This is a genomic window from Mucilaginibacter straminoryzae (genome assembly GCF_022953055.1).
In the GTDB taxonomy this organism is placed as follows: Bacteria; Bacteroidota; Bacteroidia; order Sphingobacteriales; family Sphingobacteriaceae; genus Mucilaginibacter; species Mucilaginibacter straminoryzae.
Map to the genome: position 1 here is coordinate 279,559 of NZ_JALJEJ010000002.1, position 26,596 is coordinate 306,154.

At 44.0% G+C, this 26,596-nt stretch carries 21 protein-coding genes; 10 read left to right on the forward strand and 11 right to left on the reverse strand.

The annotated features are described in order from the left end of the window. Positions 1–16 precede the first annotated feature (16 nt). From MUY27_RS04810 to MUY27_RS04830, 5 genes are all read right to left on the reverse strand, one after another. On the reverse strand, positions 17–1,657 hold the full coding sequence (locus tag MUY27_RS04810) for a RagB/SusD family nutrient uptake outer membrane protein (protein WP_245128852.1): 1,641 nt from the start codon (positions 1,655–1,657) through the stop codon (positions 17–19). A gap of 10 nt (positions 1,658–1,667) precedes the next feature. After that, positions 1,668–4,883 (reverse strand): SusC/RagA family TonB-linked outer membrane protein, encoded by a 3,216-nt coding sequence (locus MUY27_RS04815; protein WP_245128853.1) that lies wholly within the window; start codon positions 4,881–4,883, stop codon positions 1,668–1,670. A gap of 188 nt (positions 4,884–5,071) precedes the next feature. Then, complete coding sequence (locus MUY27_RS04820; RefSeq protein ID WP_245128854.1) at positions 5,072–6,253, reverse strand: FecR family protein; 1,182 nt, start codon at positions 6,251–6,253, stop codon at positions 5,072–5,074. Positions 6,254–6,301: 48 nt separating this feature from the next. Next, positions 6,302–6,886, reverse strand: coding sequence for an RNA polymerase sigma factor (locus tag MUY27_RS04825; protein WP_245128855.1), 585 nt, complete (start codon positions 6,884–6,886; stop codon positions 6,302–6,304). A 359-nt stretch (positions 6,887–7,245) separates the two neighbouring features. Beyond that, positions 7,246–8,415, reverse strand: a complete 1,170-nt coding sequence (locus MUY27_RS04830) for an acyltransferase family protein (protein ID WP_262918278.1) — start codon at positions 8,413–8,415, stop codon at positions 7,246–7,248. Between the two features lie 407 nt (positions 8,416–8,822). Between MUY27_RS04830 and MUY27_RS04835 the strand changes: the two genes are divergently transcribed. The 6 genes from MUY27_RS04835 (at position 8,823) to MUY27_RS04860 (ending at position 18,085) form a co-directional block, all read left to right on the forward strand. Further along, positions 8,823–9,413: an RNA polymerase sigma-70 factor gene (locus MUY27_RS04835; RefSeq protein ID WP_245128856.1), complete on the forward strand. Its 591-nt coding sequence runs from the start codon at positions 8,823–8,825 to the stop codon at positions 9,411–9,413. Positions 9,414–9,482: 69 nt separating this feature from the next. Beyond that, positions 9,483–10,448 carry a FecR family protein gene (locus MUY27_RS04840; protein WP_245128857.1) on the forward strand — a complete coding sequence of 322 codons (966 nt, stop codon included), beginning with the start codon at positions 9,483–9,485 and terminating at the stop codon, positions 10,446–10,448. Positions 10,449–10,648: 200 nt separating this feature from the next. Continuing rightward, positions 10,649–14,044, forward strand: coding sequence for a SusC/RagA family TonB-linked outer membrane protein (locus MUY27_RS04845; RefSeq protein WP_245128858.1), 3,396 nt, complete (start codon positions 10,649–10,651; stop codon positions 14,042–14,044). 12 nt (positions 14,045–14,056) lie between these two features. Next, on the forward strand, positions 14,057–15,697 hold the full coding sequence (locus MUY27_RS04850) for a RagB/SusD family nutrient uptake outer membrane protein (RefSeq protein WP_245128859.1): 1,641 nt from the start codon (positions 14,057–14,059) through the stop codon (positions 15,695–15,697). A 41-nt stretch (positions 15,698–15,738) separates the two neighbouring features. Continuing rightward, complete coding sequence (locus MUY27_RS04855; RefSeq protein WP_245128860.1) at positions 15,739–16,875, forward strand: SusE domain-containing protein; 1,137 nt, start codon at positions 15,739–15,741, stop codon at positions 16,873–16,875. A 52-nt stretch (positions 16,876–16,927) separates the two neighbouring features. Next, complete coding sequence (locus tag MUY27_RS04860) at positions 16,928–18,085, forward strand: glycoside hydrolase family 76 protein (RefSeq protein ID WP_245128861.1); 1,158 nt, start codon at positions 16,928–16,930, stop codon at positions 18,083–18,085. Positions 18,086–18,128: 43 nt separating this feature from the next. Here the strand turns inward: MUY27_RS04860 and MUY27_RS04865 are convergent, their stop codons facing one another. From MUY27_RS04865 to MUY27_RS04890, 6 genes are all read right to left on the reverse strand, one after another. Further along, positions 18,129–20,285: a GH92 family glycosyl hydrolase gene (locus MUY27_RS04865; protein WP_245128862.1), complete on the reverse strand. Its 2,157-nt coding sequence runs from the start codon at positions 20,283–20,285 to the stop codon at positions 18,129–18,131. Positions 20,286–20,476: 191 nt separating this feature from the next. After that, complete coding sequence (locus MUY27_RS04870; RefSeq protein ID WP_245128863.1) at positions 20,477–21,109, reverse strand: NAD(P)H-dependent oxidoreductase; 633 nt, start codon at positions 21,107–21,109, stop codon at positions 20,477–20,479. A 49-nt stretch (positions 21,110–21,158) separates the two neighbouring features. Beyond that, positions 21,159–21,581, reverse strand: a complete 423-nt coding sequence (locus MUY27_RS04875; RefSeq protein ID WP_245128864.1) for an organic hydroperoxide resistance protein — start codon at positions 21,579–21,581, stop codon at positions 21,159–21,161. 24 nt (positions 21,582–21,605) lie between these two features. Beyond that, positions 21,606–22,283, reverse strand: a complete 678-nt coding sequence (locus MUY27_RS04880; RefSeq protein WP_245128865.1) for a type 1 glutamine amidotransferase domain-containing protein — start codon at positions 22,281–22,283, stop codon at positions 21,606–21,608. Positions 22,284–22,307: 24 nt separating this feature from the next. Then, complete coding sequence (locus MUY27_RS04885; RefSeq protein WP_245128866.1) at positions 22,308–22,709, reverse strand: DoxX family protein; 402 nt, start codon at positions 22,707–22,709, stop codon at positions 22,308–22,310. Further along, positions 22,709–23,128: a MarR family winged helix-turn-helix transcriptional regulator gene (locus MUY27_RS04890; RefSeq protein ID WP_245128867.1), complete on the reverse strand. Its 420-nt coding sequence runs from the start codon at positions 23,126–23,128 to the stop codon at positions 22,709–22,711. Before MUY27_RS04890 ends, MUY27_RS04885 begins: the two co-directional genes overlap by 1 nt. Positions 23,129–23,396: 268 nt before the next feature. Between MUY27_RS04890 and MUY27_RS04895 the strand changes: the two genes are divergently transcribed. From MUY27_RS04895 to MUY27_RS04910, 4 genes are all read left to right on the forward strand, one after another. After that, positions 23,397–23,606 carry a hypothetical protein gene (locus tag MUY27_RS04895; protein WP_245128868.1) on the forward strand — a complete coding sequence of 70 codons (210 nt, stop codon included), beginning with the start codon at positions 23,397–23,399 and terminating at the stop codon, positions 23,604–23,606. After that, on the forward strand, positions 23,603–24,592 hold the full coding sequence (locus MUY27_RS04900) for a CobW family GTP-binding protein (RefSeq protein WP_245128869.1): 990 nt from the start codon (positions 23,603–23,605) through the stop codon (positions 24,590–24,592). The genes MUY27_RS04895 and MUY27_RS04900 overlap by 4 nt, the downstream gene beginning before the upstream one ends. 325 nt (positions 24,593–24,917) lie before the next feature. Beyond that, positions 24,918–25,568 carry a DUF2306 domain-containing protein gene (locus MUY27_RS04905; RefSeq protein ID WP_245128870.1) on the forward strand — a complete coding sequence of 217 codons (651 nt, stop codon included), beginning with the start codon at positions 24,918–24,920 and terminating at the stop codon, positions 25,566–25,568. 10 nt (positions 25,569–25,578) lie between these two features. Next, positions 25,579–26,532 carry a proline iminopeptidase-family hydrolase gene (locus tag MUY27_RS04910; RefSeq protein WP_245128871.1) on the forward strand — a complete coding sequence of 318 codons (954 nt, stop codon included), beginning with the start codon at positions 25,579–25,581 and terminating at the stop codon, positions 26,530–26,532. Positions 26,533–26,596: the final 64 nt, after the last annotated feature.

The following is a 26,596-nucleotide window of genomic DNA, read 5'->3' on the forward strand; positions in this document are numbered from 1 at the left end:
CTTATTGCATTCCCGGTTAATATCCCGGATTTTGCTTTAAATTACTATTTGTGTGCAGTGCGCTGGTTGGTATCGGCATTAATGTTCTGTAATCACCATTGGGAGAATGCGATAACCACGATTTTTTTGTCAGCACCCCAAACCTGATCAGATCCTGCCTTCTGCGTCCCTCCTGGGCAAACTCCCAACCCAATTCATCAAGGAAACGGCCGTATTGGATATCAGAAACGGATTCGTGGGTGGTGGCCAGGTGATTGCGCAATCCGTAATCATAAACTGTTGGCCCGGCCAGTTGCGCAGCCGTTACAACGGCTTTGCCCGGATTATTAACAAAATTGCGCTGGCGTACTTGTGTTACCAGACTGGCGGCAGTAGCGCCGTCTCCGTTGCGCAATGCAGCCTCCGCTTTCATCATCAACACATCTGCATACCTAAATAATGGAAAATCATTGCTCATGCCCACTAATTCGCCCTGCTGGATCTCATATTTTCCTAAACGGAAACCGTGTACCTCCTGCGACGAATCGACGCCTGGTAATTGGTTGATATAAGCCAATGGCTTTCCACTAAACTTATCCATGGTACCCATTAGTATGGCACCGCTGGCTGTATACTGCTGCCCTTGTATCCAGTTCGCTTTCAACCGGTTATCATCAGGGTCAAAAGTGTTGATGAATTGAGGCTCTGCACAAATACCTCCCCAAGGCGAATTTTGGAAGTTATACGTGGCCTGGTTCTCTGGCTGCAAGGTTTCCATATGCAACGTCCAGGCGGTATTGCCGTCAGCTGTATACAAGTTGTCAAAAGGAATAGCAAAAATAATTTCCTTAGAACCCGAGTTATTGGTGGCGAACACGCTGGCTTGCACCGCTTCCAGATTGAACAATCCTGAGTTAATGATCTGGTCGCAAGCGGAAATACAATCTGTCCAATGCGCTGTGCCTGTGTAAACCTGCGCGTTCTGGTACATTTTGGCTAATAAGGCCAGCGCCGCCCACTTATTAAATCGACCGTAGGTGGTACCATCGTTCTTCTGATTTAACAGCGGTAAATTGGTGGTGATTTCTGAAATGATGAAATTATAAACATCGCTACGGCTGCTTTGCGTTGGCAAAAATCCAGCAGGTACATCAAATTTGGTAATGATGGGTACATTTCCAAAGAAATCGCACAACGGGTAATAGAATGATGCACGCAGAACCTTTAACTCCGCCATTAAACTATCTTTCCCTGAAGTAATCGGGATCAGGTTATTTTGCAACTGGTACAATAACCGGTTACAATTGGTAATACCGGCATAGGCGTTCGTCCAGATCTGGTAACTATTGTCGTCATCGGCTGTCCACTTATGCTCATGCATCCGGCGATAGATACCACCGTCAACCCAGCCATTTGGCCTTGCAGGGATTACCTCCTCATCGCCGGCGAGTTCATTGGTTCGCCAAATGGCGTTTGCACTCCGGCCAAGTTCCAGTGTCCGCCAGTTGGTGTACGGTACCCCCACCAGGGCAGCAACGTCGCTTGCTGTTGGTTTAAACTCGCTGGAAATAATATTGGCAAAATTCGTGTCATTTAGTTTCGTACATGAGTATCCTATCAAAACGATGAGGACAGTCATGGTAAAAAGATATGCTTTTTTCATTTCTATTTTCTTCATGGTTGATACTTTAGAAGCTGGCTGATACGCTAAGGTTGTATATGCGTTGCGACGGATATACGTCTCTCGCATCAATGCCAGGGCTTAAGCCGCTCAGATCAACTTCAGGATCATTTCCTTTATACTTGGTAATAATGAAGGTATTCTGGGTGGAGCACGCAACTCTCAGACTACGGATGTATTTTGTTTTCAGCTTTCTGAATGTATAACCTAAATTAATGTTATCGATCTTCCAGAAATCACCGTTTTCAATGTAGTAGCTGTTAAACTCCTGCGCTACGTTTTTATTCAATACGGCCACCCCATAAATTTTATCATATGCGCTGGCCATACGGTTGTAGTTCATTATACCCGGCAGTTCGAAATCTGCACGTTGCAGGTTGGCGATCTGGAAACGGAAGGCACCACGCATAGTGACGCTGAAATCCCAGTTTTTGTAGTTAATGGTGTTGTTCCAGCCGGCATAGTATTTAGGAAGACCGTTACCTACAACTTGCTTATCTTCAAAGGCGTGTTTAAACCGGGGATCCGTATATGTCACGGTACTTCCGTCCGGTTCCTGGTAGATCCAGTAACCATCTTTGGTTATACCTACTACTTTGAAGGCATAGAAGTCGCCGATATTATGTCCAACCTGCACAATATTCGTAAAAGTTGTTGCCGGTGGACCGGTGCTGCCGGCAGTAAAGTACGGTAGTGTCGCTTGGTAAAGATCGTTAGAAAGACTTACGAGTTTATTTCTATTGGTTGAAAAATTAACCGTGCTGGTCCAACTGAAATCTTTGGTTTTTACGGGAACAAAATTTACCGAAACCTCAATACCTTTATTATTCAGGGTACCCACGTTGGCTTTAGTACTGTTATAAAGATTTGGAGGGCTCGGCACTATGTAATCATAAAGTAAGCCGGTAACGCGTCTGTTGTACAAATCTACGGTACCGTTAATCCTATTTTTAAGCAAACTAAAATCTAAACCCAGGTTGGTTTCATGCTTTTCCTCCCAACGCAACGCGGGATTAGCATTTTGACTTGGCGATAGCGTTTGAATCCATTGGCCGTTATAAAGAATATAATTTCCGTACCCTAACAGACCTACTGCCAGGAAGCTCTGGGAAGGCTGATTACCGGTAACACCGTAACCAGCGCGCAATTTCAGATCATCAAACAGGGTTTGATTCTCCATAAATTTCTCTTTGGTTAAACGCCACCCGGCCTGTAATGAAGGAAATCTACCATAGGGCTTACTTGCACCATAAAACTGGCTTGCACCGTCTATACGCATACTGGCCAGCAACAGGTACTTCTCTTTGTAATTATAGGTAGCACGGGCAAAGTAGCTGATCAGATTTGTTTGCGTCCTTTTGCTGCTAATAATGTCTTGACCGATCTTTTGGGCTACCCCTAACTGGATCTGGTTATATCCGAAAATATCTGTTGGGAAGCCGTGGTTAATAATGCTTGTTTCAAAATTATTATAATCCTGGTATTCGTAGCCGGTAAGTACGGTAAAACGGTGATCGCCGAACGAGCGGGTATATTCGGCAGACAAGTTCAAGAACCGGCTAACCGCTTGGCCCTGGTAAATCCGTGCTACACCATTTTGCTTATCACGCAAAGTAGAAATGTTTTGATGGTTCTCATAAGAAAGGTTTTGATAGCCTGATTTGGTATATGAACCTGTTGCTGCTAATCTTAACCCTTCAATCGGCAAAAACGAAATGGTTGTATTATACCTGCTACTAAAAGCGCTGTTAGGCGCGTCAACAGTGTAGGCATCAGAAACCGGATTTTGATACTCAAAGTTATTGGGTTCCTGGTAGAAAGTACCGTCCGGCATTACTACCGGTGCCGTAGGGTTCATACGCATGGCCTGCCGGTAATCATAATAATTGAAATCGCGGCTATTGAAATTCGTTTGCAGCAAGCCGAAGTTGAACTTTAATTTACCATCAAACATAGAATGGTTAATATCTGCCCTGCCGGTAATTTGGCTATGATCTGACCGAAGGAACATCCCGTTTAATAAACGGTAGTTGAAAGAGGCCGTATAATTAGTTTGACCATTGCCTCCACTAAAACTGGCGTTCTGTAGCGTAGAAACCGGAAATTTCTTAGTGATGGCATCCAGCCAGTCTGTCGAGCTGCCCTTATCGTAAGATGGGTCGCGGATCCCGTCCTTGATCTGGTCGCGGTAGTCCTGGGCAGTAAGTAATTTGGGGCGCCTGGTGATTTGCCCGACACTCGCATTTCCACTATAATCTACATGTGCCCCATTTCTGCCCTGGCCCGATTTTGTGGTAACGATAATTACCCCGTTAGAACCTCTAACACCGTATATTGCCGCCGAAGAACCATCTTTAAGCACAGAAATTTCTGCTATGTCTTCTGGCGCAACCGTAAGCAGATCACCCGGAATTCCATCAATGATAACAAGCACGCCGGTATTCGCACCGAGGATCGTATTGTTACCGCGAAGTTGAATTTGCGATTGCGCATTAGGGTCGCCAGAAGGGTTTGAAATACTTAAACCCGCAACTTTGCCTCTTAAAAGTGCAGCGGCGTCTGTAACCGGGCCAGTTACAAAGTTTTCAGATTTTACAGTGGTTACGGCACTGGTTACGTCTGCCTTTCGTTGCTGACCGTAACCGATCACCACTACTTCGTTCAACGATTTCAGTTGCGTACGCATTTGTACATTATAAGCTGTACGGCCGCCAACTATCTGTACCTCCCGCGAAGTAAAACCAATGAAAGAAAAAAGCAAAGTACCCTTCCCATCCGGTACATTGATGGTAAATTTTCCATCTACATTGCTTTGGGTTGATGTATTTGATCCCTGTAATTTGATAGTTACACCGGGGAGTGGTTGGTTGTTGTCATCCGTAACCTCACCGGTTATCTTTACGTCGGCTGCCTTAGTTGTCTCTGCTAATGGCTTCCGGTAAAGAACAATCAGGTTTTCTTTTATCTCATAACCTAATGGCTGGTTAGTAAAACACTCTTTCAGGGCATCGGCCAGCGGTTTATTCTTGAATTTTGCCGTAACGTTGTTGGTCTCGGCAAGCATCTGGTCTGTAACCAAAAAATGGTAACCCGTTTGCTGCTGGATGTGTTCCAGCACCTGCGCTAGTGGCATAGCTTTGGCAGAAAGGGTTAGCCTCTGGGCATTGCCGGCCAGCGACACCTGCAGAAAAGCTGTTACCATTAAAACGTAGGTCAATTTCATTATAAGAAGGAATTTTCGGACGCAACAAGACCTTGTATGCCTTATAGAAGCATAAAGTTTCATATCTTTGATAGTTTTGGTTTAAATCGGTAAGTAATGCTGTTAATTAAGTACTGTAGAACCAGACACTCTGGGCCCGGGATGTTGCAGCATCTTGGGCTTCTTTTTCCGTTCTACTTTTGGTAGAATCATTTCATAACAATTATCCTCCTTCCTTCTATTTTAAAGTGAACGGTTCTGGTGAGTTCCAGCAGGTGAAGCACATCTTCTATCTGAGCGGAACGTGGGATTGTGCCTAAAAAGCCCTCATCTGTTATCTTTCGCGTGTAATCTACTTCTACGTTATACCACCTGGATATTCTTCGCATAATGCTTCGGATATCCTCATGAGCGAAGTTGAAATTTCCATTTTTCCATTCGACAGCCTCATTTGCGGCTACCTTCAACACTTTGATATGACGACCAACGCGGGCTTGTTGCCCAGGTTTCAACATTTTGGCTTGCATTCCCTGGCTTACTTTCACAGAGCCTTCTAACAGTGTTGCTTTTGCAAATGGTTCATCGGCATAGGCATTGACGTTGAAATGCGTACCGAATACCTGCACAGTCATTTTTTCAGACACTACTTTGAACGGCCTGCGCTTATCTTTTGCAACCTCGAAATAACCTTCACCAAGGAGTTTTACAAGCCGTTCGTGGGCAGGGAATTGCACCGGCGTTTCCAATTCGGTAGCGGCATTTAACCACACTGCAGAGCCATCTGCCAGCACAACTTTATACTGCCCGCCTTTGGGCACAGTTACTTTTATCTGCCTGGAATAGTTGGATTTTGTTATAGTTTGACGGAACCGCACTTCCCCGTCTTTTACCTTCACGATAGTGATACCGCCATCCTCTGCTAAAACACCGTTTGGCACATGTTCAAGGGCAATTTTCTGGCCGCTGCCGAGTGTCAGGTACGCTTGATTTCTGCCTGGTTCAATGCGTACCGGTTTTACTGCTAATTGTTGTTTTGCCGGCGCTTGTTTTTGACGTTGAAAGAAGAGTGCACCAATACCAATAAGCATCAGTACGGCGGCGGCTTTAAAAAGAGTAGAAAGGACGTGATGTCTGCGTTTGTGATTGAGCAAGCTTGGATCCGAATCATCCAATCGTTGTTCTATACCACGTTTCAACCTACCGATGAGCTCCTCATCCCCTTCTTTTGGATCATCAACGGCAACGGAATAATCTGCAAGTTCATCAAGCACTTCAGCAACCTGATCCGAAGGAATGGTCTCCAACCATTTTACAAACTCGGCATGCTCCTCCGGGGTAAAGTTGCCATCCCTGAATTTTTGCAAGAAAAGTGCGAGTGCCCTTCGTTTCATATTATAATGACGAACCAAGACAGAGAAAGGACCCCTAGGCGATAAAATTTATTTGAAAAGAATAAAGAAAATTAAAACAACCAGATCCAACTGTACACTGATATAACTGCGGATAAAACTTAAACCCTGATAAAGCTGTTTTTTGACAACTGATTTTGATATATCAAGGTCTGCCGCAATTTCATCCAAGGATAGCTCATCTTCTGTCCGCATCAGCACAATCTGCCTCCGTTTGTTTGGCAACAGATTAATGGCTTCACGCATAATATGCAGATACTGGTTGAATATGATCCGGCTGTCAGCTCCGTCAGCAACTGCTTCTTCTTTAGGTGATATTTGCTGATACACGCGCGCTTTCATCTGCTCTTTTCGCAAATGATCTAACAGCATGTTTTTTGCACATTTGAAAAGATAAGACCTGATGCAGAACACCGCATGCAACCTTTCACGATTTTCCCACAACTTAACAAACAACGATTGCACAATCTCCTCTGCTGTCTCCGCATCACCACATACCAGGAATACATAATTGTGAACACTTTTAAGATACCTGGTATATAATGCCGCAAAAGCATGCCTGTCGCCATTAGCAATGGAGCTAATCAGCATTTCGTCATCTGGCTGCCGTCTCATAGGGGTCTTCTCTAACTTCAAAAATTAAGTGTCTTAAATACACTTATTAAACAGGCCGTGCGGCTTTACTAATAATTGGTAGAGCAATTTAAAATAAAAAAAATCAATACTGCAAAATTTGCAGCAAGAAAAATTAAGAGACTGGTTGTCGTTCTCTGTAAAATCAGGCTAAATATCTATAATACATTCTTATAGGATTCAGGGAAGTACTTAACTTAAAAAGGTGTTAACGCATACTGATATTATTCATTCTACTCCAATTTGCAATCACGAACGGAACAACACGGAAGCGACCGCAATCTCAGCAGCTATTTGAGAAGGAGATCAAACTCGATATATCGTAAAAAACTGCTTTTTTATTAAATGCCATCCCCATTGCTCACACCATGCTCATGGTAGTTTCCTGAATCAGCAGTTGTAACACCCGTTTCTTTCAGGATGTTAGTTAAATCTGGATGGTTCTTAGCATCTGGCATTTTAAAATACTTTTTCAACGTTAATATCGGTTGTTCAAAGTAACGATATGAAAGTGCCGAGATTCCTATCAACAGCACAAAGTTTTCAAAAATCAACACATAATCCTGATCATAGGATACTGGAGGCAAGCCCAGGAAAGCATTGAACGGCTGTAGAAAATGATAGGTATAATACGGCAATATAAAATGAAAAAGATAAATACCGTAGCTTATTTTACCTATATGCATCAGCTGTTTATTATCTAAAACAAAAGCAAAAAGGTAAGATCCGGATTCTGGCTTCCGGACAAAAAACAAAATAATCCATATAGTTATAATAGTAGCCAGCGTTGTGTCTTGTATAAAATAAAGACGATGAAAAATAGCCTGGCAAAGCAATATTGCCAAACTTGCAACAGCGGCTATACTTACGGGCGTATATATTTTGGATAATAATGGTGAATGTGTGATGGTTAACCATCCTAACAGCGCCCCCCCAGCCAACGCATTAAGACAATTGGTGGTCAGCATGGCCGAGAAAGCATTATCAGAAGTCAGTTTTTCGCTGATTAGCCCCATGCCTATAAACAAGGTGATAACATAACCTAAATATTTGCGGTTGGTAAATAGAATCACCCAAGGCCATATGAAATAAAATTGCTCTTCTACCGCCATTGACCATAAGTGAGCCAAAGCCGGCCATTGCTGAATGCGATAAGTATAAATATTTGAGGTGAAAGTCAAATAATATTTAAAGTTGATAGGCTCGGATCCCGGACGTGTAAAATACCATATACCCAATATTAAAAAATAGCCAGGGAACAAGCGTAATGCTCGTTTAGCGAAAAAGTTCACGTAAACCAGTAATTTATTAACACCGGTTTTTTCTGATTTCAGCCGGTCTTTAAGTAAAATGCTGGTGATTAAAAAACCGCTGAGCGTGAAAAACACACTCGGGGCATTGCAATAACCAGCTAAAGTATATAGAAAGGTATTTTTTGGCCACCAATGTACCATTATAACGGTAATTATAGCAATGGCTCTTATACTGTCCAACTGGCGTATATATTTCATAAAGGATTTTACGATATTATAATATATATGTTACAAACGAAGTTAAACTTACTGATAGTCAATAACAAAGAGGCTCGAGCAGATTTTCTTTCTATTCTCCTTTGAGGGGAATTTCCAACTTTCAGACAAGCTAAAGCATTTTGGCAGACGTGGTCATTTACGGCTAAAGCAGATAAAGCGATCAACAAGCCCTGATTCACGCCTGATGGAGAGGTTGTAAGTAGGATGAATACACAACCTTGATCGGGATACTTTTCTTAGCCGTCGGGTTTAAAATTATTGCATAACAAAAGCTTCCGATTCTTCCTGAAAAGCAACGTCGTCTAAATGATTCATTGATAAACTTTCATTTTATTATTAAAAAATTGTAACTATGTATTACCAATTCACTACCTACCATTCGCCTTATGCTCTCAGGACAGGACGATCAGATGTGGCCCGACGCGACGTTATTAGAAATGCTGCGGTCAGATGACCAAACGGCATTCAATATCCTGTACAATAAATATTCTGCAAAGCTTTACTACGCAGCCTACCAGCTTTTTAAAGATCAGGCGATTTGTGAGGATCTGGTACAAGAGCTATTTATAGACCTTTGGGTAAAGCGTCACCAGTTAAAAATAAACTCGTTAGAGTGGTACCTTAAGGTGGCGATTAAAAACCGCGTACTAATGTACCTGCGTACCAAACGTGCCGAACTGGATATCTCTGCTATTGAACTACTGGCAGAAAAGTACGGGGCAGATAGCCAGCTACTGCGTAATGATATCAACCGGGTGCTGGATGAAAATGTGGCGTCCCTACCCGAAAAATGCCGACAGATATTCAAACTCAGCAGAACACAATACCTGAGTAATAAAGAAATTGCATCCATGCTTAACATATCTGTTAAAACGGTAGAAAATCAAATCACTATTGCATTGCGCCATCTGCGTGCAGGCTTAAGCGATTACTTACCTCAAATAGCAATTGTACTACTGTTACACCTGCTGAACTAAAATCGATATAAAAATTTTTCTTTGTTTTAGGGGGTAGGTCTTTCTATTGCATCTTACACCCATAAACCGATGAATAAATTCAATTTCCTGAAAAAGCGTAAGCCGTCTGGCGATAGCCTGCAACAGCAAGAACTGGCAAAGCGGTATTTCGACGAACTGCAACTCAAAAACCAGCAGCCAGTCGATGGCGCCGAACCGTTTGACCAGGACAAGGTATTTTCGCGCATCAACCTTGCCTTAAATGAAATTGAACAAAGAAAAAACAACATCGGTAAAAAACTGGCCGTTGCCTGCTCGTTGCTGGTCATCGTTGGTTTAGCGGCTATTTCTTACCAGTATCGCACACAAATTTTAGATAAAGTAGACCCTGTTGCTGTAAAAACATTAACCGCCGCTAATGGACAGATGGTTAGTTATACCCTTGCCGATGGAACTAAACTATGGCTTAACGGCGGTAGTAAATTAATTTACCCCGAAAGGTTCAGGGGCGCCAAAAGAGAGATCACCTTAGAGGGTGAAGCTTTTTTTGACGTGGCCCACAAATCAGATCAGCCATTTATCATCCATACCGGCCATATCCAAACGCAAGTGTTAGGTACAAGTTTCAATGTAAAAGCCTACCCGGAAGATGCATTTGTACAAGTAGATGTGGTTACAGGTAAAGTGGGTGTTTTAAGTACTCCAAAAACAGCGGCAAAGCAACAAGCCGTTTTACTTACCCCTCGCCAGGAATTACGCGTAAATAAATCAACACTGGCTTTGGTAAAGCAAGAGAATGTAGACGTCCAACTGTCTTCTGGCTGGAAAGACGGCGAACTGGTATTTAAGCAAGCCGCATTAAAAGACGTTTTAAGTTCATTACGCCGACGTTTTAACGTCGAAATAAATGCAGATCCTAATCTTGCTGGGTGTTCTATCTCGGCCAATTTCACCAACGTATCCTTTTCGCATATCATGGAAATTATTTCCAAACTGGTAAAAGGGAATGCAACACCCGAAGGTAAGGGCTACCATTTGCGCGGTAAAGGTTGCTAATACACCAATTAAATCTATTATACCAATTAAACAAATCTAAATCCAGGAAAGAACAATGATTACTTAGAAAAACAAAAACCCTGCTCAAACGGATTTGACCAGGGTAGATTAAAATGCCGGGTTATTAATTAGTGTACCGTTTCAGAGGTCCAATTCAGAGCGGAACACTTTAATTCAAACACTTTAACTCATTCAAATTTATGAATATATCTCTATTTTCTAATGGAGTAGTTCGTTATGCACTGATATTAATGAAATTTACCTCGCTTGCCGTCTTCGTGGTTTGCCTGATGTGCTTTTCAGCTATCGCAAACAACTCTTACGGACAGAAATTCCTGGAGCAAACGGTAACGCTTAAGCTAAAAAACAAAAAGCTTACGGACGTTATTGAAAAGTTATCTGCAGATAACCAGGTGAAATTTGCTTATGCCGATAACGTGGTTAAACCACCGTTTAAGGTGAATATTGACGTTGACCAGCGTCCGATGAAATTAGTTTTAGATGAGCTGCTTACACCTTTTCATCTATCGTACAAGATTATTGATAACGTGATTGTTATCAGTGACCGTCCCACTACCGCCGCGACAACAGGAGCAAATAATTCCGAGCAAGCCATAAAGGTACGCGGCCGGGTTATTGACGACACCAATAAGCCCCTGCCGGGTGTTAGCGTAAGAGTAAAAAACAGCAATATAGCCACCGTGACAGATGTTAACGGTAACTATACCTTAAACGTACCCGACGCGAATAACACACTTGTGTTTACTTTTATCGGCTTCACTACCAAAGAAGTAGCTGTTGGCAGCCAAACCACTATCGATGTACAACTGATGCCTGCTGCTACCTCACTTAACGAAGTGGTAGTGGTAGGTTACGGTACGCAACGCCGCGCAAACGTTGTAGGCGCAGTAGACCAGATCACGTCAAAAGCTATAGAAGGAAAACCTGCAGTAAACCTTACCCAGGCTTTGCAGGGGACTTTGCCCAACTTAATCATTCAGCAAAACAACAACGAGCCGGGCGCTTACCAAACCATTAACATCCGCGGTGTAAGCACATTTGGCAACAACAGTCCGCTGGTAGTTATAGATGGGATTACCGGTGGCGACCTGAACCTGCTTAACCCTAATGATATCGAGACAATTTCTACATTGAAAGATGCCGGTAGCGCAGCCATTTACGGTTCGCGGTCTGCCAATGGCGTTATCCTGGTAACTACCAAAAAAGGCAGCAAGAATACGGCGGCCACGTTAACCTATAATGGGCAATATGGCATACAAAAACCACATGTGGGTTACAAACCTGTCCATGCTTATGAAAATGCGATACTGCGGAACGAGGCCGTAGTGAATGCCGGACTTACCCCGATTTATTCACCAGCCCAGATACGCCAGTTTCAGCAACATGGCGATGAGGAGTGGTTCCTGGATGCCATACTTAAAAACGCGCCTCAGCAAAACCATAACCTAAGTCTTTCCGGTGGTAATGCAACCTCGTCATATCTGGTGTCTGCCGGTGTTCTTGATCAGCGCAGTAACCTTGTTGGCCCTGATTATGGTTTAAGACGCTACAATTACCGCATGAACCTGACCAGTGAGTTTGGTAAACTGAAGGTAACCAGCATACTTTCTTATGCACGCACTGAAATAAAAGAACACTCGTTCAATACAGGGACGCTGATTGTAGATGCAGGCCGTACCCCCACCTACTACCCTATTCAGGATGCGCAGGGCAACTACCTGACGAACGATGTACTGGCCGAGTTTAACCCACTTGGTATCCTTGAAAAAGGCGGTTATCGCAAACGCGACAATGATAACATCTTCGGAAATTTAACAGCAGAACTTGCCGTTACCAAAGATTTCAAATTGAAAGGCGTATTCGGCGGAACCCTGCTTTCCAACCACATGTTCGGTCGTGTGATGCAGGTGAACTTCCTGCCAAAAGGCAGCTATGGTTCTGACCGGAACACCACAGATGACAATAATAAAAACCTGTTTGTTAATTCGCAGTTCCTGGCACAATACACTAAAACCATCAACAAAGATCATTTCGTCGACCTGCTGGTAGGTGTGGCCAACGAGTCCACCAATAACGAATCAAACTTTCTTCGATTGAAATACACCGATCCGGAATTAGGCACGCCTGTTACCGGCACTGTTATTGAAACATCGTCTACTGCCACTAACAACAACAAAGTAGAAACCAGCCTGAACTCGCTATTCGGACGAGCTTCTTACAACTATAAGAGCAAGTACTACGGCGAGTTTGATTTCCGGGTTGATGCTTCATCCAAATTTGCCAAACAAAACCGTAATGCCTTCTTCCCATCCGGAACGCTGGGCTATCGCTTAAGCGAAGAAAGTTTTATGCAAAACTACCGAGATAAGTTTGGCGACCTTAAACTACGCGCTTCTTACGGTATTTTGGGTAACCAGAACGTTGGCGATTATCAGTATTTCAATACGTTTAACGTATCGTCAAATACCTTTTATTCATTCAATAATCTTCCGGTTAGTACCTCTAACATCAACTTCGCCAACCCGGATATCCGTTGGGAACGCGCAGCAACCTTTAACATCGGCTTTGATGCGACTTTCTTTAAAAACGCACTTTCTGTTACCGCCGATTACTTTAACAAAGTCACCCGCGATATTCTGCTGCCACCGGTAGTGCCCGGCACTTTTGGAGCATCATTGCCGGATTATAATGCGGGTGAAGTACAAAACCGCGGCTGGGAGTTAACCGTGAACTACCGCGCAAAAACAGGCGCATTTAACCACACTTTTGCTTTTAACGTTGCCGATACCAAAAACAAGGTATTGAAGCTGGAAGGTGGTGATCAGATCCGGTCTTACGACGAGATGCAGATCATCAACAAAGTTGGTTTACCTATCGGCTCTTATGTTGGTTTAAAACGTAATGGTTATTTCCAGAACCTGGATGATATCCAGAACGGGCCGAAACCGGCAGGGATCACCGTATCACCGGGCGATAACCGCTACGTGGATGTGAACGGAGATGGCGTTATTGATGACAATGACCGTTTTGTTCTTGGTAATGGCTTCCCCCGCCTAACCTTCGGGTTTAACTATAGCGTTTCTGTTAAACAGTTTGATTTAGGCTTATTTCTGCAAGGCGTAGGCAAACGCAGCATGTTTGTTCGCGGCGAGCAGGTAGAACCTTTCCACGTAAACTATTCGCAGGTAATCTATCAGCACCAACTGGATTACTGGACACCCGACAATCCTGATGCGCGCTTTCCTCGCCTTGCGGCCAGCGGTAGCCAGTCTAACACCAATAACTTCCGTCGGGGTTCAGACATGTATTTGTTCGATGGCTCTTATTTAAGGGTTAAAAACGTGCAGATCGGCTATACGTTACCAGGTGGCTTATCAAAAAAGATCGGCATGCGTAAACTGCGGGCTTATCTGACCGGGCAGAACCTGCTCACATTCTCCGCAATGAAGTTTATCGATCCGGAGTCAACCGAATTATCGGGGAGCGCAAACGTACCAAACGGAGGCGGCGCCAACAGTGCGCGGTCTTACCCACTGCCTATTTATTATGGTTTCGGTCTTGATATTACCCTTTAAATCTACACCGACATGAAAAAAAACATTATTCATAAAATTAGCTTTTTGCTGTTGCTTGCAGCAGCAACGCAAGGATGCAAGAAGCTGGATCTTGCTCCAGAAAATAAATTTACCGACGCTAACTATTGGATTACGGCTGATAAAGCGGGCGTTATCCTGAACACGGCTTACCAGCAGATATCAAACAGCGGATACTTTTTCACCAACGAGGCCATGTCTGATAATGCGTACAACGGCCGTGGTGATAACAACGGTGTTGCTTCGCTTGCCGCCGGAACCTATGATGCTTCATTAGGCCGCCTGAAAAGCGAATGGGGCGATCATTACCGTGGTATTAAAACCTGTAACATCTTCCTGGAAAATGTTGATAAGGTACCCGGTATGGATGCTACGTTAAAAGCGCGCATGAAAGCCGAAGCGAGATTTATCCGTGCTTGGCACTATTTCATGCTCGAGACCTGGTGGGGCGATGTTCCGCTGATTGATAAAGATCTGACGATTGACGAGTCTAAAACCATTGCACGCACGCCAAAAGCACAGGTGGTAGATTTTATTCTGAAAGAATTAGACGCCGCTACTGCAGACCTGCCTGTAAATACTGCCCTTGCTGCAGCAGACCGCGGCCGCGTTACCAAAGGTGCCGCTGTGGGGCTGAAAGCACGGGTATTGCTTTACCAGAACCGATGGGCTGACGTAGTTACCGAGTGCGAAAAGTTAATGAATGGAACTGCTTACGGCACTTATGCCTTGTTCAATTCATACGAAGGCCTGTTCCTTCCTCAGAATGAATATAATTCAGAGGTAATGTTCGATCTGGAGTATCTGCCGCCATCTGTCGGAACCAGGTATTATACCGACTTCAGAGACATGGCGCCGTTATCTGTAAATGGCCGTCTAAATGCCATCGCCCCAACCCAGGAACTGGTGGATAGCTACCTGATGCTGAACGGAAAAAAGATCACTGATCCAACTTCTGGCTACAACGAAAACAATCCGTACGTAGGCCGCGACCCGCGTTTGACTTATACCGTTGTTTATAATGGTTACCAGTGGAAAAAAGCCGACAATACCATTAAAACTATTTATACTAAACCGGGATCGGATCCAGACCCAACCCACCCGGATGAATATTCGCCCGGCTCTATCGCCTCACCAACCGGCTATTACACACGTAAATATTACGATCCTACGTCTACCCCAGCCGACTTTGGTTCTGGTTTAAACCTGATCCTGATCCGTTATGCAGACGTACTATTAATGTATGCCGAGGCTAAAGTAGAATTAGGCCAGATGGATGCTTCGGTTTGGAACCAAACCGTGCGTGCAGTCAGAAGCCGTGCCGGTTTTACAGATGCAGCTGCACTAAACTTCCCTGCTACCAGCCAGGATGATTTACGCCAGACGGTTCGTAACGAACGCCGCGTTGAATTTGGCATGGAAGGCCTGCGCATCTTTGATATCCGCCGCTGGAAGATTGCCGAGGTGGTATTGAATGGGTGGGCGCATGGTGCCAAATTCGGCCCGGCCGGGGTAGATAACGGCTATATCCGCGCTAACCAACGCACCTTCGATCCGGCCAAAGCCTATTTATGGCCAATACCGAGAGACGAAAGGGCCGTTGATCCTAACTTAACGCAAAACCCGGGCTGGTAAAAAACATCATTATTGAACGATTTTTCTAATCACATAAAATCATGAAAAAGACATTATACTGCTTAGTTGCAGGTTTAGCAGCACTACTATTCATCACAAGCTGCAAAAAGGATAAAACAATCAAAAATGCAGATGTAACTGCCGTTACCAACCTATTTGCACCGGAAGATGCAAAAGCGGTAAAGATTCCGTCAGGCGCATCAGGTTCTGTAACTTTTGAATGGGCGCAGGCCCACGCTTCAGACAATGGTCTGGTACTTTACGAAGTAGCTTTTGATAAAGATGGCGGCGATTTTTCAAAGCCTTTATACACCGTCCCTTCTGATGGCAACGGTTTGTATAATAAACTTACCCTATCCTACAGCGACTTAAACAAGATTGCTTCCATTGCCGGTGCTAAACCAGAGGAAATTGCAAAACTGATCTGGACAGTACGTTCGTCAAGAGGCGTCAACCTGACCCCATCAACAGTAAAGCGGACCATTATGGTTCAACGCCCGGTAGGTTTTGAAAGCCCGGACGCTGTTTATATTACCGGTTCTGCTACTGAAGGTGGTACGGATATTTCTAAGGCCGTAAAAATGAAAAAAGTAGGCGAAGGCAAATTTGAGGTATATACTTCATTAAAGCCGGGTACTTACCAATTTGTGGATGCAAAAACGGGCATCATCAAAAAATATTCGTTCAACGGTTCTAGGTTGGTTGAAGACGGCGAAACAAATAATAGTGACACTAAAGTGGTAAAACTGGAAGTGAGCTTTAATGATGCGCTGTTCAAAGCTACAGAAGTAACCAGAGTAGGGCTTTGGTTCTCTGCGGATAATAAGATCTGGTTTGATCTTACTTACGCAGGCAACGGAACATGGACCGCAGATAACAAGCCAATTGTTTTCCACCAGGAATCATGGGGACGTGACGAGCGTTACAAATTCCGTTTTACCTTCAAAAATGCCGATGGTTCAACTACCGATCAGTATTTCGGAAGTACCAACAGGGATAACAGCGCTGCTACATCAGCAACCTCACCAACCTACTTCTACATGGTACCTGTAGATAACTCTGTATATGATTACACCTTTAAGTTCAACCACGACTTTGATAACAAGTCTGCAGATATTAAGGTAATGATGAACGCAGATGTGCCTGCTTACACCCACACCGTTACGCTAAAACAATAAGTTGATAACCGTAAGGCAGGCTCACACCTGCCTTACATTATAAACCAAGTTTATGACTCTCAAAATTCAAAATATAACCAGATTAGCGCTGGTGTCTGTAACGGCACTTACGTTAACCTCCTGCTTAAAAGACAAGCCTTTTGCGCTTTTCCCAAACCAGGTAAGTGCAAAAATAAATTACACTTTTGCCGCTACGGCAGATACCTTACAGGAAAAAACCTATACCACCTTCTTATCTGCCAACGGTAACTATTTTGTGCAAAATAACAGCGGCAACACCAATTACAACTACTGGCCGCAGGCACATACGCTCGACGTTTTTACCGATGCCTTCCTACGTACCAAGAACGACATCTATAAACAGCGTATGAAGTCGTTGCTTAACGGTACTTATAAAACCAATGGCAACAAGTATGAAAATGAATACTATGACGACATGGAATGGTTGGCCCTGGCCAGCTTGCGTGCCTATGATGCAACAAAAGACGCTGATTACCTAAGCGCCGCAAAGATATTGTGGACAGACATTAAAACAGGCAAAAACGCCAACCAGGGCGGCGGCATTGCATGGCGTAAATCGCAACCGACTTATAAGAATACCCCAGCAAATGCCCCGGCAATTATTTTTGCTGCACGTTTATACCAGCTGGAAAAAAACAGCGCCGACCTTGACCTGGCTAAAGAACTGTATATCTGGCTAAAAGGCAAACTATTGGACGGCAGCGGCATTATCTGGGATGGTATAAATTCCAAAGGCGACTCGCAGATAGATAAAAATAAGTTCACCTATAACCAGGGCGTTTTCATTGGCGCGGCACTGGAATTATATAACGCAACCGGTGACGGCACTTACTTAAACGATGCCATTAAGACCGCCGACGCTACAACAAAAGATTTGGATATCGCACCGGGAGGCTTATTAAAAAACGAAGGCCAGGGCGACGGCGGTTTGTTTAAAGGCATCCTGGTAAGATATCTGACATTGCTTACCTTGAAAAATGATGTACCGCAAGCCAACCGTGATGCTTATGCAAACTTCCTGAAGTTCAATGCGCAAACTTTATTTGCAAAAGGTATCGGCAGGCCTGATTTTATGGTGAGCCCGGATTGGAAAAGCGCCCCATCCGGATCAACAGATTTAACCACGCAAATTAGTGGTGTCACTACCTTAGAAGCCGCTGCAACCCTAAAAGCAGCAGGTAAATTCTAATACCAAAAAAGCCTTCCGAACTTAACCGGAAGGCTTTTCTATTTTATTTCGTCAGCATCTCTACCGAACCGCCAGACTTAAACAGTTCATGCGGAACAAAATATCCCTTCACCAATTTCCCGTTCATCTTTATCCCGGTAAGCGTTCTGCCTTTGCCCGGCTTCGTAATGGTCAATGTTTTACCTGTACTGGTTTTCCAGGTCACTTTATCAAACAAGGGTACAGTAACGATATATTCAGGGTCTGTAGCCGAGAACGGGTAAAGCCCTAAAGAAGTGAACACGTACCACGAAGACATCTCCCCGGCATCATCCATGCCGCTTAGCTCCAATCCTTCATCACCAATTCCGTAAAGCGTATTCAGGATACGGTCGATGATCTTCTGCGATTTCTCGGGTTTATTGATAAAAATATAAGCAAAAGGCGCTTCATGGTCCGGCTGGTTACCCTGGCAATACTGCCCGATCATGGTTTCCACATTCCGCGCTATATGGTTAGGGTTCCAGGGCAGGGTAAACAGCGAATCAAGCTTCGCTTCGAAGTTCTTCGGCCCGCCATACAACTTAATTAATCCCGGCATATCATGCGGCGCATAAAATGACACCTGCCATGCGTTAGCTTCGCGATACATGTATTCGTAATAAGGCTGCTGCGGGTCAAAGGGTGTGATACAATCGCCATTTTCCCATCGCCCACGCATAAACCGGGTTGACGGGTCGAACATATTGCGGTAGTTTTTAGACCGCTTCATCATGATCCGGTAGTTAGCGGTATCACCCAATTTTTTCGCGATCTGCGCAACAGAGTAATCATCGTATGAATATTCTAGCGTTTTAGAAACACCAGCTTTTGCTTTCGTCTCCACTACGGGGTGGTCTATCTTTGGATCTGATATATAACCCTTAGTGATGTATTCAGTAATGTAAGGCCTGGCCCCTCCCTCTACATTCGCATTGCGCAGTAATAGCTTATAAGTACCCAGAATATCGAAATCTGTTATCCCTCTCAAATACGCGCCTGCAATTGATGAAGCTCCATGGTCGCCATGGAAAAACGTAGGGATAAAACCTGTCTTATCACCGACGTCCTTTAGCGACTTAATTACATTTAATGTTACCTGCGGGGTAACAAGGCCAAGCAAAACATCTTTATTACGATAGGTATCCCATAAGGATGGTTCGGTATAATAAGTCAGGTTCCCTTTGGATATGTTTCTTTTCGCATCGCGATATTCTCCGTTAACGTCACTTCGTAATGCTGGCCATAAGAATGAGCGGTAAAGGCAAGAATAAAACATTTGCGTTTGCTTTGGTGTTCCGCCGCTTACCTCTATGGTTGATAAAAGTTTCTCCCAGGTACGGTTAGCATCCGCACGGATGGTTTCGAAACTTTTGTTACCTATTTCTGCTTCCAAATTCTGCTTCGCATTTGCAGTGCTGACAAAAGACAAACCGATCTTCAATTCGACAGGAGCTGTACTGCCATCGGCCAGGTGAACAATGGCGTATCCACTGCGCTGCCCTTCGTCTTTCTTATCTATGTTTTTAATTTTAGTATTTAAAACGGCATAGAAATAAACGTTCTCCCCTCCCTGAAAGCCCTGTACGGCATAGTCACCAGCCTGTTCCAGGTTCCAGGTATTAACACGGCTGTTTGCCTTACCCATATCAAAAAGTATTTGACGGGCAGTATTATTTTGATAACTATAACGATGGTAGCCGCAGCGAAGTGTAGACGTCAGGCTCACATCAACCTTGTAATCATCCAGGAAAACGTGGTAATAACCGGGCGAGGCCTGCTCGCGCTTATGACTGAATTTCGACCCGAACTTGTCGCCCGGGTTTGACATCGGCAGAATCGGGATATTACATAAATTCCAGTGGCCTTTATTGGTGTGCGTAAAACCCAATATCACCGAGTCTTCGTACTGATACCCTGCCCCTGATCCGTATGCCGTCATGGGGCTTAATTGCACCATCGCATTGGGCAGCGAACTACCGGGAAACGTAAGGCCCGCCCATGAACGCCAGCCGTCGGGTAATTTGTAACCAAGGATCTTAGGGTCGTTCAGTGGTGCTGTTCCAATAAATGTATTTACATATAGCGTTTTACCACCTTTTTGCTGGGCCATTAAGTTACCCCAACAAAAAAGGCAAATGAGTGCCGGTAACATACGGCAGATGATCAGTTTGTTCTTCATGCACTTAAGACGCAAAACAACCGGCAATCCCCTAATGCTAAAGTAACTTTCGTGTATAGCAGCTCATCGTATAGTGATGGTAAGCATTAAATGAACAGAAGTTTTTAAACACAAAAGGGCTACCATGAATGGCAACCCTTTTGCACTAATTAGCCGAGCAAAACTCAGCCACTTGTTTATTTAAATTGAGATCACTTGTACTCGATCACGAAATCCTCAACCGGGTTACGCACTTTTTTCATCGGTGCCAGCCAATCGCTTTCGTCACGGTAACCTAAATATAACAAGGTTACGCTTTTTAGTCCTATAGACTTCAGGTCGAGCAATTCATCAACAAGGGCATTATTGAACCCCTCGGCAGGGGTACTATCAATCCTCAGTTCGGCAGCTTGTGCAATAGCCAATGCAAACCCAATGTATGATTGCCGTGCTGTGTGCACAAAGTTTTCCTCAGCAGTTTCGTTCAGATAAAGATTTTTGATTTTGTCTGTATAGCTACCAAATCTGCCGCGGGGCAAACCCCTCTCGTCGGTAATACGATCATAAATAGTATCTATGCGTTCGGCAGTGTACCTATCCCAGGCCGCGAATACCAATACATGCGAACAGTCTACCATCACCTCGGGGTTAAGCGAGCTGGGTGCGAGTTTCTCTTTGATCTCCTGATTAGATACTACCAGCACCCGGAACTGTTGCAACCCTGAAGAAGTTGGCGCTAAACGTGCCGCTTCTACGATCTTATCGATATCTGCCTGACTTACTTTTTTAGTCGGGTCATATTTCTTAGTGGCGTATCTCCACTTTAAATCTTCTATTAATGACATTTAGTAAATTTATAACAGCGGGATCAGAACCTATTCCCGCTGTTGAATTTTAATTATTAGTAACCGCTAATTTCACTTCCACATTGCCACGGGTAGCATTAGAGTATGGACACACCTGGTGTGCTTTGGCTACCAGGTCGTTCGCCTTATCCAGCTCAACTTCTTTAATATTAACGTCCAGCTCTACAGCCAGGCCGAAACCTCCAGCATCATTTTGGCCGATGCTTACTTTGGCGGTTACGGTGGTGCCAGCGGTGGCAACCTTCTCCTGCTTGATCACCAAATTCAGGGCGCTATCAAAACAAGCGGCATAGCCTGCCGCGAACAATTGTTCAGGGTTAGTATAATCATCATTGGCACCACCAAGCGCTTTAGGCATTCTAACCTCAAGGTCTAACACGCCGTTACTGCTTTTTACATGGCCGTTACGGCCACCTGTTGCGGTTGCATCCGCGGTATATAAGGTTTTCATTTTTGATGAATTCTTAAATGTGAATTATTTTAACCGGTCGATCATTGTTTCAGCAACACCTTCAGACGAAGCAGGGTTCTGCCCGGTGATCAGTAACCCGTCTTCAACCACGTGTACGCCCCAGTCATCCACTTTACTGTAGTTTCCACCCAGATCTTTGAGTTCATCTTCCACTAAAAAGGGCACTACATCCGTCAGCTTTACGGCTGCTTCTTCTGTATTTGAAAATCCGGTTACGTTTTTACCTTTTACAAAAGGCTCGCCGTTCTCAAAATTTACGTTCTTAAATACGCCGGGCGCATGGCAAACTGCACCTACTAATTTGCCGCTGTTATAAAAATCAAGTATCAGTTGTGCCGACTTCGTATCGTTAGCCAGATCCCAAAGCGGGCCATGGCCGCCCGGGTAAAAGATAGCATCAAAATCTGACGCTTTCACATCGGCAAGCTTATGGGTGTTGGCGATAACTTCCTGCGCGTTAGCATCACTATAATAACGCTTGGTGGCATCGGTTTGTGCAGAGGGCGCTTCGCTATTAGGATCGATAGGTGCCTGCCCGCCTTTAGGGGTGGCTACTACAACATCGTAACCCGCGTCGGTAAATTTGTAATATGGAGCGGCAAATTCTTCTACCCAAAAGCCTGTTTTGTGGCCTGTATCGCCCAATTGATCGTGAGAGGTAACTACAAATAAAATTTTCATTGTTAGATTTATTAAATGTTATAATTAATGACTGTTCTTTTTGAGCGCGTTGGTACTCCAAAGCGCCCATAGGATAAGGACAGGTTGAAAAAAGAGCCGTATCAGTCTTGCTTTATCGGTGTTCAAGCCGAAGGCATTAACTTTATTAACGTATTGTGCAATGTTGCCCGGGAAAATCAGCACGAAGAAAACAGCGGCAGTAATGCCCATCCATTTTTTATACCGGACGGCAAAAATGAGCGCTAAACCCAAACTGATCTCCACTATTCCGGACAAAATAACGGTCAGGTCTGGATTAACAGGAAGCCACTTAGGTACCTGCGCTAAAAATTCTGACCGGTTAAATGTCAGATGGCTAATGCCGGCGAAGGCCAGAAAAGCACCCAGCGTAATGCGGGCAATATTTTGCAGTTTGGAGGTACGCATTATCTGGTTAAAACTTTATTTAAAAGAGCTTTTAATTGCTGAAGTTCATCCGTAGAAACATTCGCACACTTAACCAATTCCATCGGTATGTGTTTGGCTTTTCCTTTCAGTTGCCTGCCTGGTGCGGTTAAAGAAATCATAACCACCCGCTCATCTTGTTTGCTCCGTGTCCTGTTCAGCAATCCTTTTTGTTCTAACCTTTTTAATAGTGGCGTAAGCGTTCCTGTATCCAGGTATAACTTCTCACACAATTGATTTACGGTTTGCTCCTGATGCTCCCACAGTACCATCAACACCAGGTATTGCGGATAAGTAATATCCAGTTGCGCCAGCAGCGGCCTGTATAAATTGGTTAAGTTCCTGGAGAACGCATAGGCCGGGAAACAAATCTGATTTTCGAGCTTTAGTAGATCTTCCATAATTGACAAAACAACGCAAATCAAAAAATGTTTTACACAATATAATTTTGCACAATATTAATAAGTACAATAAGATTTACCGTCATCTTCAAATCATAAAACTTACTCATCAGGTGACAACGGCGTAACGCTCGTCTGCCCGGACCGCAAAGAATTTCGAAAGATTGGGCTGAATTGAGCCATACGATCTATGGTATTACAAGCACAAAATGCAACAAAATTGCATTTAATGAATTTATTCTTAATTTTGTCCTACTTCAATTTTGCAATGAACATACCGGGAAATTACGAAGAGTGGCGTTACTGCATCACTGTAGGATGCGGGCTGAACCTTTACAGGCATTTTATTGAACAACGGATTACCATAATGGAGGACGACCACAGTGATTACGTCAAAACTTTTGTTCAGTGCTATGGAGAAGCTTACTATCGGCAAGTGTTGAAATGGTTTTACCGTGCGAAACAGCAGGCGATATGACATCAACTGAACCGATACCCGTAACTATTATCAGTGGCTTTTTAGGCGCCGGCAAAACAACCTTTCTGAATAAACTGATTACCCGGCGAAAAAATTACAGGCTGGCAGTTATTGAAAATGAATTTGGCGAGATCGGTATTGATGGCGACTTGGTAATAAACGAAAAAAACGACTTGTTTGAAATGAATAATGGTTGCTTATGCTGCAGCCTGAACCAGGACTTCTACGCGTTACTGGAATCTCTTTGGGCACAGCACGACCAATACGACGAAATAGTAATTGAAACGACAGGCATTGCGGATCCGGCTTTGGTTGCAGCGCCGTTCCTGACGGATCAAACAGTATCCAGGTACTTCGAACTAAAGCGTGTAATTTGCTTGGTTGATGCCCGGCACATTGAGACAGAATTAGAGGTTTCTGACGAAGCAAGAAAACAGATCAGCTTCAGTGACATTCTGCTTATCAACAAAACCGATCTGGTCTCGCTGGTCGATGTTCAGCGTATAGAAAAACTGTTAACAGCATTGAACCCATTTGCTGCAGTTTTTAACGCCTCTAAGGAAAACTATCCTTTTGACGAACTGATTAGCTTGGACCGGATGAAAATAGTGCAGCGGCGTCCTAAATTTTCGGTAGCACCGCAACGTGTTGAATCGCATTCGCACCACAATCTCACTTCTCTGAGTTTTACTTTCCAGGAAGCGTTTAACCTGCAGAACTTTGAGCTGCGGATGAGTATGTTCCTGGCTTTTCAGGCTTCTGATATTTATAGAATGAAAGGGATATTACGGGTGGAAGGTCATCCATGCCGTATTATTGTGCAATCCGTTCATAACGACCTTGCTATCGGTTTCGGCGAAAAATGGAACGACGATGAAAAGCGGGAAAGCCGCCTGGTTTTTATTGGCCGTAAGCTCAACCCCGAAGGCTTTGAACGCATGCTGAAGCAGTGCTTGTCAAAATCGAACCTGTCAGACCTGATATGATCTGTTTAGATTATATTCTATAGGATCCGAATCCCGATATTTTCAATCTTGGCTTTTTTGCACTCAAATGGTACTCCCTTTTGTTTGCATTGGCTTTCTTTGTCAGTTACTTCCTACGGCACTTTTAACAAAACTGTCTTTATTAACTGTTGTCAAACGCTATTCTAAATGAAATTAGTTAGGGCAATTGTTTTGCTTACTATAATAGATGAAGCAAACTACTTGAATTCGTAAACCGGTTGGACTTCGTACTTCTTGCTTTTCTTCAAAAATGTTATTTTTGGGTGTATTTGCTAATCCTATTTTATACTAACAACCAAACCTAATGGCGATTTTATTACGTTCGCAGCCATTCCACAAAGGCCGCGTGGTACTGACAGCTATTATGACGCTGATCGTGATTTCCGTTATCTATTTCTCTGAATTACCGTTATTAAATCCGAAACATCCCTTACGCGCCCACCTGGATGCTATCCGCTGGCTGATACATCCTCATGTCGTATTTGCCACCATAGCCTTTATCACCGGGCCATTTCAGTTTTCTTCTTACCTTAGAAAAACCAATTTAAAGCTTCACCGGGTGCTGGGTAAACTATACGTTATCAGCATCTATCTGTCTGTATTATTTGTTTTTGCGATCTTATTCCATCAAATGCCATTGTTGCCGTACGCAGTGCGCCTTACCTATGCAACATTGTTTGAAGCGATCTGCTGGGTCATCACCGTAACCCTCGGTTGGATATCGGCCCGGAGAAGGCACATACAGGTACACCAACTCTGGATCGCCCGTAGCTATGCAATTACTACCACTTTCTTTATGACGCGCCTGCTTAATCCAATTTCTGCCTATGCCAACCTTTCAGCAGACGACTTTGCCTACATTGTGTTTGGCATAACTGGTATGGCATTTTTTGTTCCGGACATTATGCTGCAATGGAAAGCGTTTTTTGGCAGCAGGAAAATAAAAACAACTTAAAAATATAGCTATGAAGCGATACCTGCATTTATTAAGCTTGTTGATCATCACCATTGGTTTAACCAACTGTAAACAACCCTCGGGTTTAACCAGTCAGGAAGGCCAACTTAAGGTAGCAGGGGGTAAGATATGGTACAAGGTGATCAGTAAACCTCAAACTGCCAATCAGGCCCCGTTGGTTTTATTGCATGGCGGCCCGGGATTCCCCAGCTATTACCTCTCCCCTTTGTTTACACTGGCGTCTGATCGGCCGGTGATCTTTTATGACCAGTTGGGCTGCGGCCGGTCTGACCATACAACAGATACCTCCACCATGTCCATTAACGCCCAGATTAAGCAAACAGAAGCTTTGCTAAACCACCTCGGCGTAAAAAACTTTTACCTGTATGGGCACTCGTACGGCACAATGCTGGCAGTGGAATATTATTTTAAACATCCTGAGCAAGTCAAGGCCATGATATTGGGCAGCCCCTGCATGAGCACCAAACGTTGGGTAACCGATGCAGATACCCTGATGGCGGCACTTCGCGAACCGGAAAGAACCATCCTTCAAAATTTAAAAAAAGGAGTTCCGCAAGATTCTCTCAAGGAAGCTAAAGCCCTCGACCTGTACTTTGCCAACTTTTATAACCATAGGCCGCATGTGCCGCGTGTCGACTCCGCTTTGGCGCAGTTTGGCAACGCCTTATACACACATATGTGGGGGAAAAATGAATTCACCGCCGATGGTACACTCGTAAACTACAACCGTATCCCAGATCTGCACCGTATTGCTGTGCCAACCTTACTCATCGCAGGTGAATTTGACGCAGCCCGGCCGGCAACTGTACGCTATTACACCTCATTGATACCGAATGCAAAATTTGTGCTGGTTAAAGGTGCAGGGCATTCTACCATGAATGATGTGCCCGGTGTAGATGAAAAAGCGATACGTGAATTTATCAAGCACCTCGAGAAAAAATAAGCGTCTTTTTAATAATCTAATAAAAATTTAATATCCACAAACAATATCAAATACCTGAAAATCA